The organism is Colwellia sp. MB3u-45, assembly GCF_014077005.1.
In the GTDB taxonomy this organism is placed as follows: domain Bacteria; phylum Pseudomonadota; class Gammaproteobacteria; order Enterobacterales; family Alteromonadaceae; genus Cognaticolwellia.
Window position 1 is genome coordinate 16,527 of sequence record NZ_JACGVC010000048.1, and the last position, 17,905, is coordinate 34,431.

The following is a 17,905-nucleotide window of genomic DNA, read 5'->3' on the forward strand; positions in this document are numbered from 1 at the left end:
TTAATTTATAAATGCCTTAACAATAACTTGCCGTCTTTTATTACCAGCTGTACCGCAATTGTCTTTTGCCGCGTCAGCTATTTCGGTGCGCCCTTCCCAGCTCACCACTACAGTTACTGCATTCAATGCCTGACTTATACATCCCCTAACACCGGTTAAGCCCGCTTGATTATTACCGTCATTAACAACATCAGCTCCCATAAGGGACATTTCCCATTCATATTGATCATTAATAACCATTTCTGCCGGTGTACAGAGGCTATCAAGCTTATAACAACGATTGGCCGGTAATGAATTAAGTGTTTCGCCGTAATCGGTAGCCGCATACTCGGCTAATGTAGTGGTATTATTACTCCGCATACGCTCGACTATGTCTTGCGCTAACGCAGATGCAACAGAGCGTTGCATCGCATCGAAGCTACCTTTTTTAGCCGAAGCTTGCATAGCTACTGCACCTAAAATACCTGTCACTAAAATAAAAACGGCGACTAACACTTCAATAAATGTCAGGCCTTTATTTAAAGAAGGCTTTTGAAATGAGGAATAGGAAAATGAGTTACTCAATATTTAATCTCCCTTTAAATAAGAATAAGCGAACAACAGATGTTGTTACTATAGCTGAAAAATTTAACCGATTGAAATAGATAATTTTATACGAAGAAATACGCAGGTAGAGATCGGGGGAATCACTACTAATTAGACCATCATATGTGTTAAAAATCACATTGGTGAACTGCATTAACTCATACCTTAAATTATTATTACGAGTATTTTTCCTTGTTTTTAAACACTACACTACTCGTAAATTAAAATTTAGTATCATAAATAATCATTGAAATTAAAAAAGTAACTAAAAAATCAGCTGACAGAGTAAGTGAAAAAGTAAGTGAAAAATTAAATGATAATTAATTTAAAACTATCTACACATTACCACTGTAAAATATATTCTAAGACTAGCGTAATTCTATCGGTACCGCAAATACAGTATTCTCCGCTCTGCCTGGGTATTCAATCACCTCTTTACCACCCAGAGATTTAAGCGCCTCTATAACTTGCTTAACCAAAATTGCAGGTGCTGAGGCTCCAGCTGTAACTCCCACTTTTTCAATACCCTCTAACCACGAAACATCAATGTCATCTGCTGTATCAATCAAATAGGATTTGGTGCCTATTTTCTCTGCTAACTCCCGCAGACGATTAGAATTAGAGCTATTTTTAGCACCAACCACCAGCATTAATTGCACGTGCTCTGCAATAGATCGCACCGCGTCTTGACGATTTTGTGTCGCATAACAAATGTCATCTTTACGCGGCCCTTGAATCAAAGGAAACTTATTTCTTAGGGCATCGATAACATCACTGGTGTCATCAACTGATAATGTTGTTTGGCTGCAATAATAGAGTTTTTCTGGATTTTTTATTTCAAGTGTTGCCACATCTTCAGTAGATTCAACTAAATAAATACCACCTTGAGTGCTTTCATATTGCCCCATGGTGCCTTCTACCTCTGGGTGACCCGCATGTCCGATAAGAATACATTCAATATTTTTTCGACTCGTGCGTGATACTTCCATGTGAACTTTAGTGACCAAAGGACAGGTGGCATCGAAGACTTTTAAGCCACGATTTTTCGCTTCGTTGCGCACAGCTTTTGACACACCATGAGCGCTAAATATTACCGTACTGTCGTCAGGCACTTCGTTGAGCTCATCAACAAATACCGCGCCACGTTCTTTTAAGCCATTAACCACAAACTTGTTATGCACCACTTCATGACGCACATAAATAGGCGCTTCAAATAAATCGAGCGCTCTATCAACGATACTGATCGCCCGGTCAACACCGGCACAAAAACCTCGAGGGTTAGCTAAAATAATTTCCATAACATTCTCATTATTGCTGAACTGATTAACTGATCAATTTAGGTAATTTAGGTAACTTCAACAACGTCAATAACAAAAGTAACGTCTTGTCCGGCTAGCGGATGATTGAAATCGATAGTGACTGAACTGCCTGAGACATCTTTTATCATGCCAGGTAACTCGCCGCCTGGTTGACTAAAAGTAATAATATTACCTACTTTTGCTGGAGCGTCTTCATTAAACTTACTGATATCCATGTAATGAATATTCTCAGGTAAAGGCTCACCAAATGCGTCAATAGCGGCTAAGGTAAACTCTTTACTCTCACCAGCTGACATGCCCGTAAGTTGCGCCTCGAACGCTGGTGAAATACTGGTATCACCCATAATTATTTTTGCTGGCTTTTTGTTAACCTTAGTACTATCTGCTGCAGAGCCGTCAGATAGCTTCATAGTAATGTGTGCAATAATTTGTGAAGAAGCCGTTACTAAATTTGTCATATAAATATCTCTTTAAGTCTTAATATTTTGTGTGTTTTTGCTCGGTTCACCATTTTTAAATGAATCGAAAATCATCAGTGCAGCACCAATAAAGATCATTGAATCGGCAATATTAAAGGCAGGAAAATGATAGCCAAAGCCATAAAAGTCGAGAAAGTCGATAACATAACCAAATAGCACACGATCAATAAGATTGCCCACTGCACCACTTAACATTAACGCAAATGCCACTGATAATAGTGCTTGTTGTTTAGGCGTTTTTGCTAACCAAACAATAAAAACAATACTGGCAATGGCAGCAATCGCAGTGAAAAACCAACGTTGCCAACCACCTTGGTCGGCAAGGAAGCTAAATGCCGCGCCAAGGTTATGGACATAAGTGAAGTTGAAAAAAGGCAAAATATCGATTGATTGATACAAGTCCATATTGCTGACGATTAATTGTTTTGTCACTTGATCGGCCACTAAAAAAACCAAGGTTAACCATAACCAACGTAAGCCTGTTTCGGTAAATAACTTTTTCATAGCACAATAAACTCTCTTATATTGCTCGCGTTTGAAGCGCGATACTTCACTCTATTAATAACGAGAAAACGTGCAGACTTTAAACAAGTACTACACGTTTTAGTTTCAATATCATTCGCCTATTTTCTACTTAAGCGAATTGACGAACTTCACCGTCACCTTCTACGTTAATAATACAACGTCCACAAAGGTCTGGGTGCTTTTCATCTTGACCAATATCTTCTGTGACATGCCAACAGCGATCACACTTAACACCTTGTGCTGGAGCAACAGTTAACCATAAACCCTCAACTTCAGTGGCTAAAGTATTTGCTGGCGCACTCTCAACAATTTCAACCACGGCTTTAGAGGTAATTAATACAAAACGTAGTTCTTCGCCTAATTGCTGCAATTTTTCTGCCAGCTCACTGGTGGCATATAATGTAACCGCGGCTTCGAGCGCTTTACCCACTTGCTTTTCTTTACGGGCATTTTCTAGCGCTTTATTGACTTCTGTGCGCACTAATAAAAGCTCGTTCCAGTAATCATTATTTAACACACTAGCTGTTGAAGCTTTTGGTAAACCATCAAACCAAACACCTGTAAAAACGAACTCTTCACGAGTCTCACCTGATGGTGTTGGCAATGCTTGCCAGATTTCTTGTGCCGTAAAAGATAAAATGGGTGCCATCCAACGTGTCATCGCTTCAGCGATTAAATACATCGCTGTTTGACATGAACGACGAGCTACACTGTCTTCTTTAGCAGTGTATTGGCGGTCTTTAATAATATCTAAGTAAAAGCCACCCAGCTCTGTTGTGCAGAAGTTCATTAACTTGTGCACGACCAAATGAAATTCATATTCATCATAAGCCGCAATAATATCTGCTTGTAACTGCGCCGCTTTATCTACCGCCCAACGATCAAGTGCCACCATATCATCAAAAGCAATTAAATCTGTTTTGGGGTCAAAGCCATTTAAGTTTGATAATAAAAAGCGCGAGGTATTTCGAATACGGCGATAAGCATCAGCTTGGCGTTTAAATATTTCATCGCCTGCAGTGATCTCTTGGGTGTAATTTACCGACGCTGTCCATAAGCGTAAAATGTCTGCACCTAGTGTATTGGTGATTTCTTTTGGCGTGATAACATTGCCTAAAGATTTAGACATTTTATGACCTTTAGCATCAACCACAAAGCCATGAGTCAGTACTTGCTTATAAGGTGCTTTACCGTTCATTGCGACTGAAGAAATCATTGAAGACATAAACCAACCACGATGTTGATCCGAACCTTCTAAGTACAAGTCAGCAATGCCGTCAAACTCCTCACGGGCATTAATAACAGAGTAGTGTGTTGTACCAGAATCAAACCAAACATCTAAGGTATCAGGAACTTTAACGTATACTTGAGCATCATCGCCGATAAGCGCTGATGGCTCTAAATCAAACCATGCTTGAATGCCTTTCTCTTCAACAAGTTTTGCTACGCTTTCAATTAATTCAATCGTGCGAGGATGCAAAGCACCCGTATCTTGATGAATAAATAATGCCATTGGCACGCCCCACGTACGTTGACGTGATATACACCAATCAGGACGACCTTCAACCATAGATTCAATACGACGTTGGCCCCAATCAGGAATCCAGCGTGTTTTTTCAATTTCTTTTAATGAATCTTGACGTAAACCTTTCTTGTCCATGCTAATAAACCACTGTGGTGTAGCACGGAAAATCAATGGTGTTTTATGACGCCAACAATGCGGGTAAGAATGATCTATCGCATGATAATGCACTAATGTGCCATGCTCTCTTAGGGTTTCAACAACATTAGCATTGGCTTTAAAAACATGCTGACCGGCAAAAAGTGGGGTATCTTCTAAATAAACACCGTTGGCGCCGACTGGATTTGCCACTTCTAAATCATATATCTTACCGACAACAAAATCTTCTACACCATGACCTGGCGCTGTATGAACACAACCCGTACCTGAATCGGTCGTCACGTGTTCACCTAAAATTAATGGCACGGTAAAATCATAAAATGGGTGTTTAAGTTCGACAAGGTCTAAATCGCTGCCCTGACAAAGACCTAATATCTGGTATTTATCAATACCAAAGCGCTCCATACACGAAGCCACTAAATCAGAGGCTAAGATGAAGCGTTCTTTTCCTTGCGCTGTTTCACACTGTACTAAGCTATATTCTACTTCAGCATTCACAGCCACCGCACGGTTAGCGGGTAATGTCCAAGGTGTAGTGGTCCAAATAACCACTGAAACTGAACCTTCACCTACATGCGCTTCAGAATGACCTTCTGGCTGAATAAACTTATCAGCAATGCTTTGATCAACAAGCGTAAATTTCACATCAATAGCGGGTGATTGCTTATCTTGATATTCCACTTCAGCTTCCGCTAAAGATGAGCCACAATCTGTGCACCAATGCACAGGTTTAAAGCCTTGGTGTAAATGACCATTTTCAGCAATTTTACCCAATGAGCGAATAATATTAGCTTCGGTATCAAAATCCATCGTACGATAAGGCTTATCCCAATCAGCAAACACGCCTAAGCGTTTGAAATCTTCACGTTGGGCATTAATTTGCTTGCCGGCATATTCACGACACTTTTCACGAAAAACACTAGCAGAAACTTTATGGCCTGGTTTGCCAATCTTTTTCTCTACCATTAGTTCAATCGGTAAACCATGACAGTCCCAACCCGGCACGTATGGCGCATTGAAATCTGATAAGGTTTTTGATTTAACAATAATGTCTTTCAAAATTTTATTAACAGAGTGACCTAGATGAATATCACCATTGGCATACGGAGGGCCGTCATGCAAAATAAATGATTTTTTGCCTTTTTTAGCGGCACGAATTTGACCGTATAGATCTTTCTCTGCCCATTCTTTTAGCATATTCGGTTCACGATTTGCCATATTGCCTTTCATAGCAAAAGAAGTTGCGGGCAAATTTAGGGTTTGCTTATAATCACTCATTAAAATAAATATCCGTTGTCGTAGTCACTAGGCTTTGCTTAGTATGATGTTATATTTTATTTGCTTAATTTATCGCTAATTTATTAATTTTTTACCAATAAGTTATCGTTACGATGTCGTTAAGTAATAGCTAAATGTTGCACAAAAGTGCGGGCCTGTTCAGTATCGGTGGCAATTTGTTCGGTAAGCTCAACTAACGAGTTAAACTTATGTTCACTTCGTAGTTTTTTCAACATAACTACCTCAATGATTGCGCCGTATAAATTGTTATCAAAATCAAATATATGTACTTCTAATTGTTGCCTAATACCAGCAACTGTTGGTCTTGAACCTATGTTTGCGACACCGTAATGGTGACCAAATGGGCTTTTAACCTGCACCGCGTAAACCCCTGAAACAGGCGAAACCCGACGTTTTAATCTTATATTGGCGGTAGGAAAACCTATTTCACGGCCGCGTTTATCACCATGAAAAACTTTGCCAATAATTGAATAGGGCCGCCCTAACATGGTTTTTGCGCCGTCTAAATCATCTCTCTCTAATAACTGCCTGATTGCTGTGCTGCTTACCCGACAACCTGCTAATTTATGGCTTGCGGTATCAGTGACTGAGAAGTCAAACTGCTTGCCAGCAGCCTTAAGCATGGAAAAATTACCTTGGCGATTTTTACCAAAATGAAAATCATCACCAACAATCAAGTGTTTTATCGCTAAGCGTTTAACTAATAACTCTTTGATAAAGGTCTCGGCAGTTAGACTAGCAAATTTTCTATTAAAATTGATACAAATTAATCTATCTATACCTAAGTTTTTTAATAGGACATATTTGTCACGTAATCGACACAATCTTGCGGGGGCTGTTTCAGGCGAAAATAACTCTTGAGGCTGGGGTTCAAAGACCAATACGGCAGCTTCGCAGTTTAGCTTTCTGGCTTTTTCAACCAAAGCAAGAATCACTTGCTTATGCCCTAAGTGAACGCCGTCAAAATTGCCAATAGTTAACACGCAACCTTGACGATTGTTATCAACGTTAATCTGCATGTTATGAATGCCACGTGTTAATTGCATCTAATTAAAAACCTTACTGCCAATAGTGCTTTACTACTAGCTAAATCATTAAAGAATAAAAGCCGATGAATTATATATGAGTCAGCAATAAGAATCAGCCCTTATGAAGAGTTATTTTAGGGGAAATATCGTGTTAATTAAGCGTTTTTTGTCTAATTTTGATATCTGAAAGTCGAATACCTAATAAAAGCAGACAAATTAAATAACTCACTATGCCACTGGTAATACAGAACAAAAGTTGGGTCACTTGCTTGGTAAAGCTGTAGGTAAGCCAAACATCAAAATCAGGTGATACTTGATAAACAACTAAAGCCATTATTCCTGCAGCGCTAACAAGACGGCTGATAAACCACCATGTTTTACCCGATAACTGAAAAACATTAGCCGCTTTTAGCCCCTGATAAAGCATCAGTGCATTTAAGGTTGCAGATAAAGTCGTTGCTATGGCTAAACCAACATAACCAAAATATGGTGCTAGCATCATATTAAATACCATATTGGCCACCATAGCTTTAATCGCAATTTTCACCGGTGTTTTAGTGTCTTGGCGAGCATAAAAACCCGGCGCTAAGACTTTAATGAACATAAAGCTGAGTAAACCCGAAAGGTAAGCGAATAAAGCATAAGACACTTGTAAAACTTCATGTTGGGTGAATTCACCTCGCATAAATAACACCATAATAATCGGCTGCGCTAGCACCATCAGCCCAGCTAAAGCCGGCCAACCAAATAGAGAAACAACTCTGATGCCCCAATCTAAAGTATCACTAAATTCTTGAGTGTCTTTCTTAGTATGTAATTTAGCCAAGCTGGGTAATATTACGGTCGCAATACCTATACCAAATAAGCCCAGAGGAAATTCTAGTAGTCGGTCAGCGTAATATAACCAACTAATAGAACCCGTGATCAACATACTGGCGATAATGGTATCAAGCAGTAAATTTATTTGCGTTACTGACACGCCAAAGAGTGCAGGAATAATCAACTTTCGTATTTTAGTGACGCCAGGCGAATGCCATGACCATGTTGGTTTAACCAGAGCACCCGCGCGATATAAAAAGGGCAACTGAAAAGCGAATTGAATAAAACCACCTAAAAACACACCCCAAGCAAGGGCAAATGCGGGATTATCCATCACAGGTGCTAAGTAAATAGCACAAGCAATGATACCAACATTTAATAACACCGGCGTAAAAGCTGAAACAGCAAAGCGACCATAAGTATTTAATATCGCGCCTGATAGTGCTGTAAAACTAACAAACCACAAATAAGGAAAGGTAATTTTTAATAGTGTACTCGCCAGATCAAATTTTTCACTCGCAGGACCATCATTTAACCAATCTAAAAACCAACCGAAGCCAAACAAGGCCACGATTAATGGCGACGCTATCATGCCAAATAAGGTGACTAAGGTAATAATAACACCCAGGGTGCCTGAAACTTGGCCAATTAACTTGCGTGTTTCGTTAGTGGCATGTTCCTCATCAAGGGTGTGATATTCACTTAACACAGGCACAAAGGCTTGTGCAAAAGCACCTTCTGCAAACAGACGTCGCAAAAAATTAGGGATTTTATTGGCAAAGAAGAATACGTCTGCTGAGGCCCCCGCGCCCATAATATTGGCAATAACAATGTCTCGCACTAAGCCAAGCACACGTGAAATTAATGTCATAGCGCTGACAATAAGTCCTGACTTAATTAGTTTTTTACTCAAACAGCTAGCCCCAATGTTATGTTTATTTTTAAAATATTTTTCAACCTATTCACACTAATTTAATTCGCTGATATTATGAGCAAATATAAGTATTAATTCATCATTAAAACAAGCCAAATTTCGCATAATAGATAATATCTCTCTATTATGCGGCTTTTATAAATTGATAGACAAGACTTTAATCTCCTAAAGCAGATGTTTTATGAATAATCGGGCAACACACTTATTCAAGGCTTAAAAGTGTGTTTTTTTTGTCAAAAAAGTACATAAATAGCAAATATATCGAAAATTAGTTAAATCAGAGGAGAACAGCACTTCCAACTTTTAACTAAAAACTTTAGAATGCGCCATTGGTTTTATTTATACAAACGGGTAATTATCCGAACGGTCAAATTAAAACAGTAAATTATTTGACAAACCAGTTAAAAACAGGCATATTTCGTCGCCTTAAATTTAGGCAATATTTATTCAATTTTAGGAGTTCACCTTGGCTAACTCAAAGTCTGCTAAGAAGCGCGCATTACAATCTGAAACGCGCCGCCAACACAATGCAAGCCGTCGCTCAATGATGCGTACTTTACTTAAGAAAGTAATGTCTGCTATCGCAGCCGGTGACAAAGAAAAAGCATCTACAGAATTTGCTGCTGCTGCACCGATTTTAGATCGTTATGCAAGCAAAGGTCTTATTCATAAAAATAAAGCCGCTCGTAGTAAGAGCCGTTTAAACGCTGCTATTAAAGCGCTTTAATTTTTTGTAAAGAATTAAAAAACCGGCCTTGGCCGGTTTTTTTATGCCTGTAATTCCACTAAAGCAATAGTTTGTTGTTGTTTGCGCTTGCGCTTATCATCTATTTTGGTAGTCTCTAGGCGGTATTTACCAAGAGAAACCTTACATGAAACTTTCAAAAATCGCTTCTATGCTGATCATTGCTGGCACATTAACCGCTTGTGGTGACAACAAAGCAGTAACACCGCTTGCAAGTGTTAGCTTGTTACCTGAATATCAAGACCGTTTAGATATTTATAAAACAGTGACCTTAAGTGCTGACTTATCGCACCTATCCACGAACCAGAAAAAAATGTTGTCTTTACTTATCGAAGCCTCAGACATTATCGATGATCTATTTTGGCAACAAGCTTTTGGCCAAGATAAAACTAGCTTTTTAGCTTCAATAAATGACGATAAAGTCAGAGAGTTTGCCCGTATTAATTATGGTCCTTGGGATCGATTAAATGGTGACAAAGCTTTTTTAACTGAAAGCGCAGCAAAAAGCCCTGGCGCTCAGTTCTATCCCGCCGACATGAGCAAAGCCGAATTTGAAAAAGCCACCTTTGATGACAAAAATGGTTTGTACTCGCTGGTAATAAGAAACGAAAATGGTGAATTAAACACTATTGCCTTTTCAGAAGCCTACAGTGACGAAATTAATCGCATTGCGGTTATTTTAGAAAAAGCTGCGACCTTTGCCGATAATAAAGAATTCGCTAATTACCTTAATATACGCGCCACAGCATTACGTAATGATGATTTTCAGGCATCTGACCTTGCTTGGATGGACATGAAAAACAACCCCATTGATATTGTTATAGGTCCAATTGAAACCTATGAAGATCAACTTTTTGGTTATCGTGCCGCCTTTGAATCTTACGTATTGATCAAAGATATGTCGTGGAGTGAAAAGCTTTCAAAATACGCTGATTTTTTACCTGAATTACAACGTGGCTTGCCGGTCAGTGAAAAGTATAAAGCGGAAATACCTGGCTCTGATGCCGACTTAAACGCTTATGATGTTATTTATTATGCCGGCCATTCAAATGCCGGCGGTAAAACGATAGCGATTAACTTGCCCAATGACGAACAAGTACAACTGGAAAAAGGCACACGTCGTTTGCAGTTAAAAAATGCCATGCGGGCAAAGTTTGACGCCATTATGACCCCTATTGCCGAAACATTAATTGTGCCAGAGCAACGAAAAAATGTCACCTTTACCGCCTTTTTTGCCAACACTATGTTTCATGAAGTGGCGCACGGCTTAGGCATTAAAAACACCATTAATGACAAAGGTACAGTGCGTCAGTCATTAAAAGAACATGCCTCAGCTTTAGAAGAAGGCAAAGCCGATGTACTAGGCCTTTACATGATACGTCAACTACTGGCTAAAAATGTTATCAGTGAAGGTACGCTAGAAGACTACTACACGACATTTTTAACCGGCATATTTCGCTCAGTGCGCTTTGGTGCTAGTTCAGCGCACGGTAAAGCCAATATAGTGCGCTTTAACTACTTTGCAGAGCAAGGTGCATTCACTCGCAATGAACAAGGGTTATACAAGGTTAATGTTGCAGAGATGACCGCCGCTATTGATGCTTTGTCAGAGTTAATTCTAACCTTGCAAGGTAACGGTGATTACGATGGTGTTGATAAACTAGTCGCAGAAAATGGTGTGATTAACAGCCATTTAGCAGAAGACTTAGCCAGTTTAGAAAGCGCAAAAATTCCTGTCGATATTACCTTTAAACAAGGTAAAAAAGTGCTTGGGCTAAATTAAGTTAAGTTAAGTGAAGTGAAGTGAAGCTAACTTGATTTAATATCGCTCGAAAAAGCTAAACATTTGTTTAGCTTTTTTTGGCCGTTATTTGGCCGCTATTTAGTAAGGTTACAGGGACTTGAAACTGTGGCTGGAAACACAGTCGTTGTGTTATTCAAATGAGCGTACTTTTACACGCTTACCGTCGTCCACTTCATCACTCGGATGATTGATAACCAGTTCACCATCATTTACGCCCTCAAGAATCTGGGCAATTAAACCGTTACGCTGACCGACTTTAACTTCCCGTCTTACCGCCAGATCACGCTCAATAACAAACACTGCCCAGCCACCCTTATATCTAAATAAGCTGCTCGCCGGTATTTGCAGTACATTTTCCTGCTGCCATAAAATAAAATTTGCCTCAACTCGATATCCATCTCCCAGTTGATTCCAAAGCTGAGCCTCAGAAACAAAATCAGAAATAATCAGCACGCGTTGTTCTTCAACCCCAAGTGCTGACGCTTTGGTAAAGCCAACCGGTTCAACTATTCGAACCTGTCCCTCTAAAGGTTTGTCACCGCCCCAGCGATCAAACAAAACCTTCATGCCGGGTTTTATTTTCACCGCATCGGCGGAAAGTACATCCACCTCTATTTCCAGAGCTGAAGGGTTGCCCACTTCTAGTAATGGCTCACCAGTACGCACTGGACCTTCACATTCACGAACAACTTTAAGAATCTTTCCATCAATCGGCGATCGAACATTTACTCGCTCTACCGGCTCTCCACTGTCAGCGGCAGCTGAATATTGTAGAGCCGTGGCCGCAGCTTCCAGTTCATATTTAGCCACTTCGACACTAAAATTGGCTGAACGTTTTGCCGCTGCCGTCGTTTGTGCCTGCGTTTGGGCCTTATCAAAGGCTTCACGTGAAATCAAAGCCTGTGCCATTAATGATTGCAGCCGAGTTAATTCATTACTGGCTAATTGTGCCGACGCAGATGCTGCATTTGCCTGTTCTTGCGCTGCATGTAAAGCCGATTTTGCGGCGGCTACTTGAGCCTGAGCTTGGGCACGGCTACGCGGATCTAGCACCTGTGATTGTAATGGCGTAATCCCTAACAATACCTGTCCTTGCTTAACCGTATCACCCACCTTTAATTGTTGACGACAGGTTACGCCATCAACAGACGCTGATATCAGGTAACGATCAATCAACCGGGTACGGCCCTCCTCTTCAATGCTTACCGTCATTGGTGCGTACCTTGCCGCTATGCCTTCAACCATAATGGGCTGTGGCCAGAAACCCCAAATCAATAATCCGGTGATTAAGGCAACAATAAAGCATATCGCTGGATGTTTTTTTAACAGAGCAAGCATCTGTTTACTCCTTAGTTTTAAGTACGGCCACCATATCTAGGTGTGCCAGGTTACGCCAAATCATCAATGCAGAAATGACAGAAGAGCCAATCACCACCAGGGCAGCAAAAGCATAAACTTTCAAACCAAGCACCAGCGGAATACGATATAAATCAGAATCAAACTGAAACGCAAGAAATGCACACAAACCATAACCAATCATCATTCCCAGCGGAATAGCGATAAGTGTTAATACCGCCATTTCACCCAGAAGAATATAAGCAACCTCTGAGCGATGAAATCCCAACACGCGCAAACTAGCCAGTTCTCGGTTTCGCTCAGATAGTGCAATGCGCATACTGTTGTAAACCACGCCAAATGCTATGCTTCCACCCAGCAAAGTGGTGATATAGGTAAAAAATAAAATCGTTTCATCCATAGTTTCATAAAAAGATTTAATCGCCGATTCCTGCTCAACTACGCCAGCTATGCGTGGCGCACCTTTAAGCTCTGCGTAGACATCAGCCTGATGTAACCTATCGACTTTTAACCAGGCAGCGGAAATAACATGGCCTTCATTTAGCAGGCGATTTAGTGAGTTTAACTGCATATAACCATTTAAACCCAAATACTCTTTCGCCAGACCAACCACGGGTACTTGCATCACAGGACGATCACCTTCCAGCACTTCTATGGTCAGCATATCACCGACCTTAATATGTAATATCTCTGCCAGGTAATCGGTGAGTATGATGCCCTCTGGCGGTAAATTAATCACTTTCAGGCGCGTATCAAGCAGGCGCATCAGGCTGCCATCAGGCGCTATTCCTTGCACAGAAGTTCTATACGAGCGATGTTCAAAACGCAATTTTGCCGTAACCACTCGAAAACCTTCAACATGCTCTACACCCCGTAAACTCTGTAGTGAATAAAGTGAACGCTGAGATGTTGGCTCGGTAAATATTGCTGTTAGGTCGCTGCGCTGACTCATACCAAACTGCACCTCAACCATGTGCTTAATAGCCCCCTCTTGAAAACCGCCAACCATCATAGTGCCGCAGGCCATGCTAATCCCCAATATAGTCATTAATGATTTTAAAGGCCGGCGCTCAATGTGACGAAAAATCATTCGCGTTGGTTGTGAAAACCAGCGCTGTAAGCCCAGTTTTTCAATCAGGGTTGTATGATACATTGCCGGGGGCTCGGGGCGCATTGCCTGTGCCGGTGGTAAACTGGCCGCACTAGATACCGCATACAAAGTGCCAACCATGGCAACGCCCATACTAATTAACACCGCAGCAATAATAACCTCAGCTTTTAGTACATAAATCATAAATGGTAGGCTATAGAAGGTCATGTAAATATTACTCATTCCCTTGCCCATCCAGATACCAAAACCTATTCCTGCAATAACGCCAATAGCGGTAATCATTAATATCAGTTTTGTGTAATGCAAGCCGACAGCAAAGTTGCTATAACCGAAGGCTTTAAGTCCGGCAATCTGTTCACGCTGTAAACTGATCAGGCGACTCGCGACGACATTTAAAAGAAATGCTGCAACGCCCAAAAAAATCATCGGAAAGATGGTGGCTATGGTTTTTTGTTGTTTAAGCTCCTCAGTCAGAAAACGATTAGACAACTGATCTTTGCGCGCGTATGCGCCTATGCCACCATAGGGTTTTAACAGTTCATCAAGCCAGTCTATTACATCTTGTTCATTACCCTCTTTACTCAGGGTAAGCGTGACATCGTTAAATGCCCCATCCATATCATAGGCACTTGCCAGTGGCTTACGTGCCATCCATAAAACACCGTATCGATAATAATCTGGAAACATAGCGCCAGGGGCAATCTGGTAAATATATTCAGGTGATAGTACATGCCCGACTACATTTAGTACTTTTCGCCGACCATTTATCGTTGCTGCTAATTTATCACCGGGTTGTAAATCATGGGCACGGGCGAACTCTTCACTGAGTAACACTTCATTATCACGACCGGCCTCAAGTAAACGCCCTTTACGTAAATAAATCTGATTTAAAAGGCCAGCACTATTGGCATTTAATGACAGTAGATGACCACTAACCGGATCCTTAAAATCTTCTACATCTAGATTCACATAAGCCAGCACCCGAGTTTCAACCTTATCAACGCCGGGAATTTCCTGAATACGTTTTACCAGTGATAAGGGCGCACGCTTTAGCGAAGCAAACACATCGGCGAAATGGTGATTGCGGTAATAATTTTCACGGGTTTCAAACAAGGAATCGAGTGTACTTAATGACATAATAAAAATGCTCACTCCACCAACAATTACCATAATAATTGCTAGGGCTTGCATCCGCATAGCCCAAAGTTCGCGCCATAATTTTATATCGATAGCTTTCATATCGAGATCACCACGTCAACTCATCAGGTCTTAATCGAGTTTCATTTTTATAGACCTTACTGATTAAGCCGTCAGTTAAATGGATAACGCGATCAGCCATTTGAGCAATGCCGGCATTGTGGGTAATAACCACAGTGGTTGTCCCTAACGCCTGATTAACTCGTTGCAAGGCCTGCAGCACGACAATACCGGTTTTAGAATCTAACGCGCCGGTGGGCTCGTCACATAACAAGACATCCGGATTTTTGGCAATAGCACGTGCAATGGCAACACGCTGTTGCTCACCGCCGGAAAGCTGGGCAGGAAAATGATCAAGCCGATTCTCTAGACCAACTAGTTTTAATGCCTCTTCTGGCTTCATCGGCGACTTGGCAATTTCTGTGACTACAGCAACATTTTCACGTGCCGTTAGGCTGGGAATTAAATTGTAAAACTGAAAAACAAAACCGACATGAAAACGTCGATACTCTGTTAACTCTCTTTCAGTGGCTCGTGTCAGATCACGCTCACCGTAAAACACATGGCCTTCTGTTGGAGTATCTAGACCACCCAGAATATTAAGTAGGGTTGATTTGCCACTGCCCGAGGCCCCCAACAATACGGTAAATTCTCCTCGATGCAGATCTATATTAACACCGCGTAAAGCTCGCACCTGTACCTCCCCCATCTGATACACTTTGGTCACTTCGTGCACATGAAATACCACATTTTCTCCCAGTGTTTGATGTCGAGATTGTGAGTCAGATGACATACAGCTTCTCCCTTAGGTAAACGATAGCGTAACAACATGAAACGAGGTCAGATAATAATGGCTCGGAAAGCGCTAAAAGTGATTTTATTCATGACATTATCTCTCTGATAGCCTCCATGATAACGATTGATATAATGACGATAGTGACCAACAGCCAATAGATGCTAATTCATAATGATAGCTCACCAACTGACTTAACTCAGTTAAACGACAAGTAATGTGTGAGTGCTCATATGGTAAATTTAAGTCCATTGCTGGGTTATAACCATTTCATAAAAATCTAGATTAATGATGAAAGATAAAAATAGCGCTTAAGCGAAACAGTTGAATAAATAATTATTTTGTATCATAGTGGTCCGATGTGTTAAAAATAATAATAAAAGCAACTTTTAAGGTGCCCGTGTGAAGACATTTGATTTTGTAATAATTGGGGGTGGCTCAGCTGGCTGCGTATTAGCTGATAAATTATCAGCCAGTGGCGAACATAGTGTTTGCCTATTAGAGGCAGGTAAAGCCGATAAGAACTGGTTGATCCATCTGCCCATTGGCATTATTGCCCTGTTACAAAATCGCAGCTTAAATTGGCAATTTAACTCTCAGCAAGAAAAAACCCTGAATAATCGAGAAATTTTTACACCACGAGGCAAAACCCTAGGTGGCAGTAGTTCGATTAACGCCATGCTCTATGTTAGAGGACAACAAAATGATTATGACCATTGGCACAGTTTAGGTAACCCAGGTTGGAGTTTTAATGACGTTCTCCCCTACTTTAAAGCCCTTGAACATCAAGAACGTGGGCCGGATGATTTTCATGGTATTAACGGTGCACTTAATGTTGCAGACTCAGTCTCTAAACCCGCTATTAATGAAAACTTCATGCAATCAGCCATAGCGGCAGGTTATCCTGAAAATCATGATTTTAATGGCGCGTCACAAGAAGGCATTGGCTACTATCAAGTCACGCAAAAAAATGGCTTAAGACACAGTGCCGCAAAAGCCTTTTTAACGCCCAATTTACACCGTAAAAATTTAACGGTTATTACCCAAACACAAGTCGAAAAAGTAGTCATTCATGATGGTATTGCTACAGGTGTTAGGTATAAACATCGCGGCAAAGTTCAGCAGATCATGGCGAACCACGAAGTTATCCTCAGTGCCGGTGCAATCAACTCGCCACAAATTTTAATGCTTTCTGGTGTCGGACCTAAGGCAGAATTAGCAAAGCATGATATTGCGCTTGTACAAGCACTCGAAGGCGTTGGTAAAAATTTGCAGGATCATGTCGATGTCCTCAACGTCGCGCAACATAATGTAAGCCAAGTAATGGCGCTTCGTCCGACATCAATTTGGTGGGGCGCAAAAGAAACATTAAAATTCATCACTAAACGAACCGGGCTGTTGACCACGGTTATTGCCGAAACCGGTGGTTTTATCAAATCAGATCCAACCTTGGAGCAACCCGATTTACAACTGCACTTTGTGCCCGCCACCATGGACGATCACGGCAGAAATCTTAAACTGCTCTTTACCTACGGCATATCCTTGCATGTATGCCTGCTTAGGCCAAAAAGCCGTGGCACAGTGACACTTAACAGCAATAAAATTTCTCAGCATCCACGTATTCACATGAATATGTTAGATCATCAAGATGATATTGATACCATGGTAAAAGGTGTGAAAATTGCTAGAAAAATATTATCGACAGCACCCTTATCTCTCACACATATTAAACATATATTCCCAGCTGAAGATTGCACTTCAGATCAAGACATTCACCAGTTTCTAAAAGAGAAGTGCAATACTATTTACCACCCTGTCGGTACCTGTAAAATGGGCCAAGATGAGTTGTCGGTAGTTGACGAACAGTTAAAGGTCAGAGGCATTAAGCAACTGCGAGTCGTTGACGCGTCAATTATGCCAACGCTAATTAGTGGCAACACCAATGCGCCAACCATGATGATTGCGGCAAAAGCAGCAGATATGATTTTGGCTGAACATGCATTAGCCCAAGATAAAGTTAAGGTTAAGGTTAACTAGCCGGATTAACCTCAATAAGAAAAATAAATAAACTTTTTTGCAACGAGATACTGGTTTGTGTGGTCAATTTATACCAATTTGATTAATTAACTTCCCACTTTTATCCAATCTCTAGAGCAAAGATCTATCACCCTAGATGCATCTGAAACAAAAATATTCCAGGCTCGACTACATTCATTAACAATATCTTCAT

General features: G+C 40.8%; 13 protein-coding genes. 3 read left to right on the plus strand and 10 right to left on the minus strand.

The window, feature by feature from the left end; genetic code table 11:
- The 7 genes from pilV to murJ all read right to left on the minus strand — a co-directional run bounded on the left by pilV (position 1) and on the right by murJ (position 8,648).
- Positions 1 to 564 carry a type IV pilus modification protein PilV gene (gene pilV / locus H4J41_RS10975; protein WP_182137504.1) on the minus strand — a complete coding sequence of 188 codons (564 nt, stop codon included), beginning with the start codon at positions 562 to 564 and terminating at the stop codon, positions 1 to 3.
- A gap of 389 nt (positions 565 to 953) precedes the next feature.
- Complete coding sequence (gene ispH / locus H4J41_RS10980) at positions 954 to 1,883, minus strand: 4-hydroxy-3-methylbut-2-enyl diphosphate reductase (protein ID WP_182137505.1); 930 nt, start codon at positions 1,881 to 1,883, stop codon at positions 954 to 956.
- A gap of 47 nt (positions 1,884 to 1,930) precedes the next feature.
- Positions 1,931 to 2,362: an FKBP-type peptidyl-prolyl cis-trans isomerase gene (gene fkpB / locus H4J41_RS10985; protein WP_182137506.1), complete on the minus strand. Its 432-nt coding sequence runs from the start codon at positions 2,360 to 2,362 to the stop codon at positions 1,931 to 1,933.
- A 12-nt stretch (positions 2,363 to 2,374) separates the two neighbouring features.
- Positions 2,375 to 2,887, minus strand: coding sequence for a signal peptidase II (gene lspA / locus H4J41_RS10990; protein ID WP_182137507.1), 513 nt, complete (start codon positions 2,885 to 2,887; stop codon positions 2,375 to 2,377).
- 130 nt (positions 2,888 to 3,017) lie between these two features.
- Positions 3,018 to 5,867 carry an isoleucine--tRNA ligase gene (gene ileS / locus H4J41_RS10995; RefSeq protein WP_182137508.1) on the minus strand — a complete coding sequence of 950 codons (2,850 nt, stop codon included), beginning with the start codon at positions 5,865 to 5,867 and terminating at the stop codon, positions 3,018 to 3,020.
- A 119-nt stretch (positions 5,868 to 5,986) separates the two neighbouring features.
- Positions 5,987 to 6,934, minus strand: a complete 948-nt coding sequence (gene ribF / locus H4J41_RS11000; protein ID WP_182137509.1) for a bifunctional riboflavin kinase/FAD synthetase — start codon at positions 6,932 to 6,934, stop codon at positions 5,987 to 5,989.
- A 133-nt stretch (positions 6,935 to 7,067) separates the two neighbouring features.
- Complete coding sequence (gene murJ / locus H4J41_RS11005) at positions 7,068 to 8,648, minus strand: murein biosynthesis integral membrane protein MurJ (RefSeq protein ID WP_182137510.1); 1,581 nt, start codon at positions 8,646 to 8,648, stop codon at positions 7,068 to 7,070.
- A gap of 487 nt (positions 8,649 to 9,135) precedes the next feature.
- On the opposite strand from murJ, the gene rpsT reads away from it, so the two are divergent.
- Complete coding sequence (gene rpsT / locus H4J41_RS11010) at positions 9,136 to 9,396, plus strand: 30S ribosomal protein S20 (RefSeq protein ID WP_182137511.1); 261 nt, start codon at positions 9,136 to 9,138, stop codon at positions 9,394 to 9,396.
- A 145-nt stretch (positions 9,397 to 9,541) separates the two neighbouring features.
- Positions 9,542 to 11,197: a dipeptidyl-peptidase 3 family protein gene (locus tag H4J41_RS11015; RefSeq protein WP_182137512.1), complete on the plus strand. Its 1,656-nt coding sequence runs from the start codon at positions 9,542 to 9,544 to the stop codon at positions 11,195 to 11,197.
- Positions 11,198 to 11,347: 150 nt separating this feature from the next.
- Here H4J41_RS11015 and H4J41_RS11020 read toward each other — a convergent pair whose 3' ends face one another.
- The 3 genes from H4J41_RS11020 to H4J41_RS11030 are packed head-to-tail and all read right to left on the minus strand — an operon-like array spanning position 11,348 to position 15,675.
- A complete protein-coding gene (locus H4J41_RS11020) occupies positions 11,348 to 12,556 on the minus strand; it encodes an efflux RND transporter periplasmic adaptor subunit (RefSeq protein ID WP_182137513.1) in 1,209 nt (402 codons plus the stop codon).
- A gap of 4 nt (positions 12,557 to 12,560) precedes the next feature.
- Positions 12,561 to 14,924, minus strand: coding sequence for an ABC transporter permease (locus H4J41_RS11025; protein WP_182137514.1), 2,364 nt, complete (start codon positions 14,922 to 14,924; stop codon positions 12,561 to 12,563).
- A 7-nt stretch (positions 14,925 to 14,931) separates the two neighbouring features.
- Positions 14,932 to 15,675 carry an ABC transporter ATP-binding protein gene (locus tag H4J41_RS11030; protein WP_182137515.1) on the minus strand — a complete coding sequence of 248 codons (744 nt, stop codon included), beginning with the start codon at positions 15,673 to 15,675 and terminating at the stop codon, positions 14,932 to 14,934.
- Positions 15,676 to 16,077: 402 nt separating this feature from the next.
- On the opposite strand from H4J41_RS11030, the gene H4J41_RS11035 reads away from it, so the two are divergent.
- Complete coding sequence (locus H4J41_RS11035; RefSeq protein ID WP_182137516.1) at positions 16,078 to 17,712, plus strand: GMC family oxidoreductase; 1,635 nt, start codon at positions 16,078 to 16,080, stop codon at positions 17,710 to 17,712.
- Positions 17,713 to 17,905 lie beyond the last annotated feature (193 nt).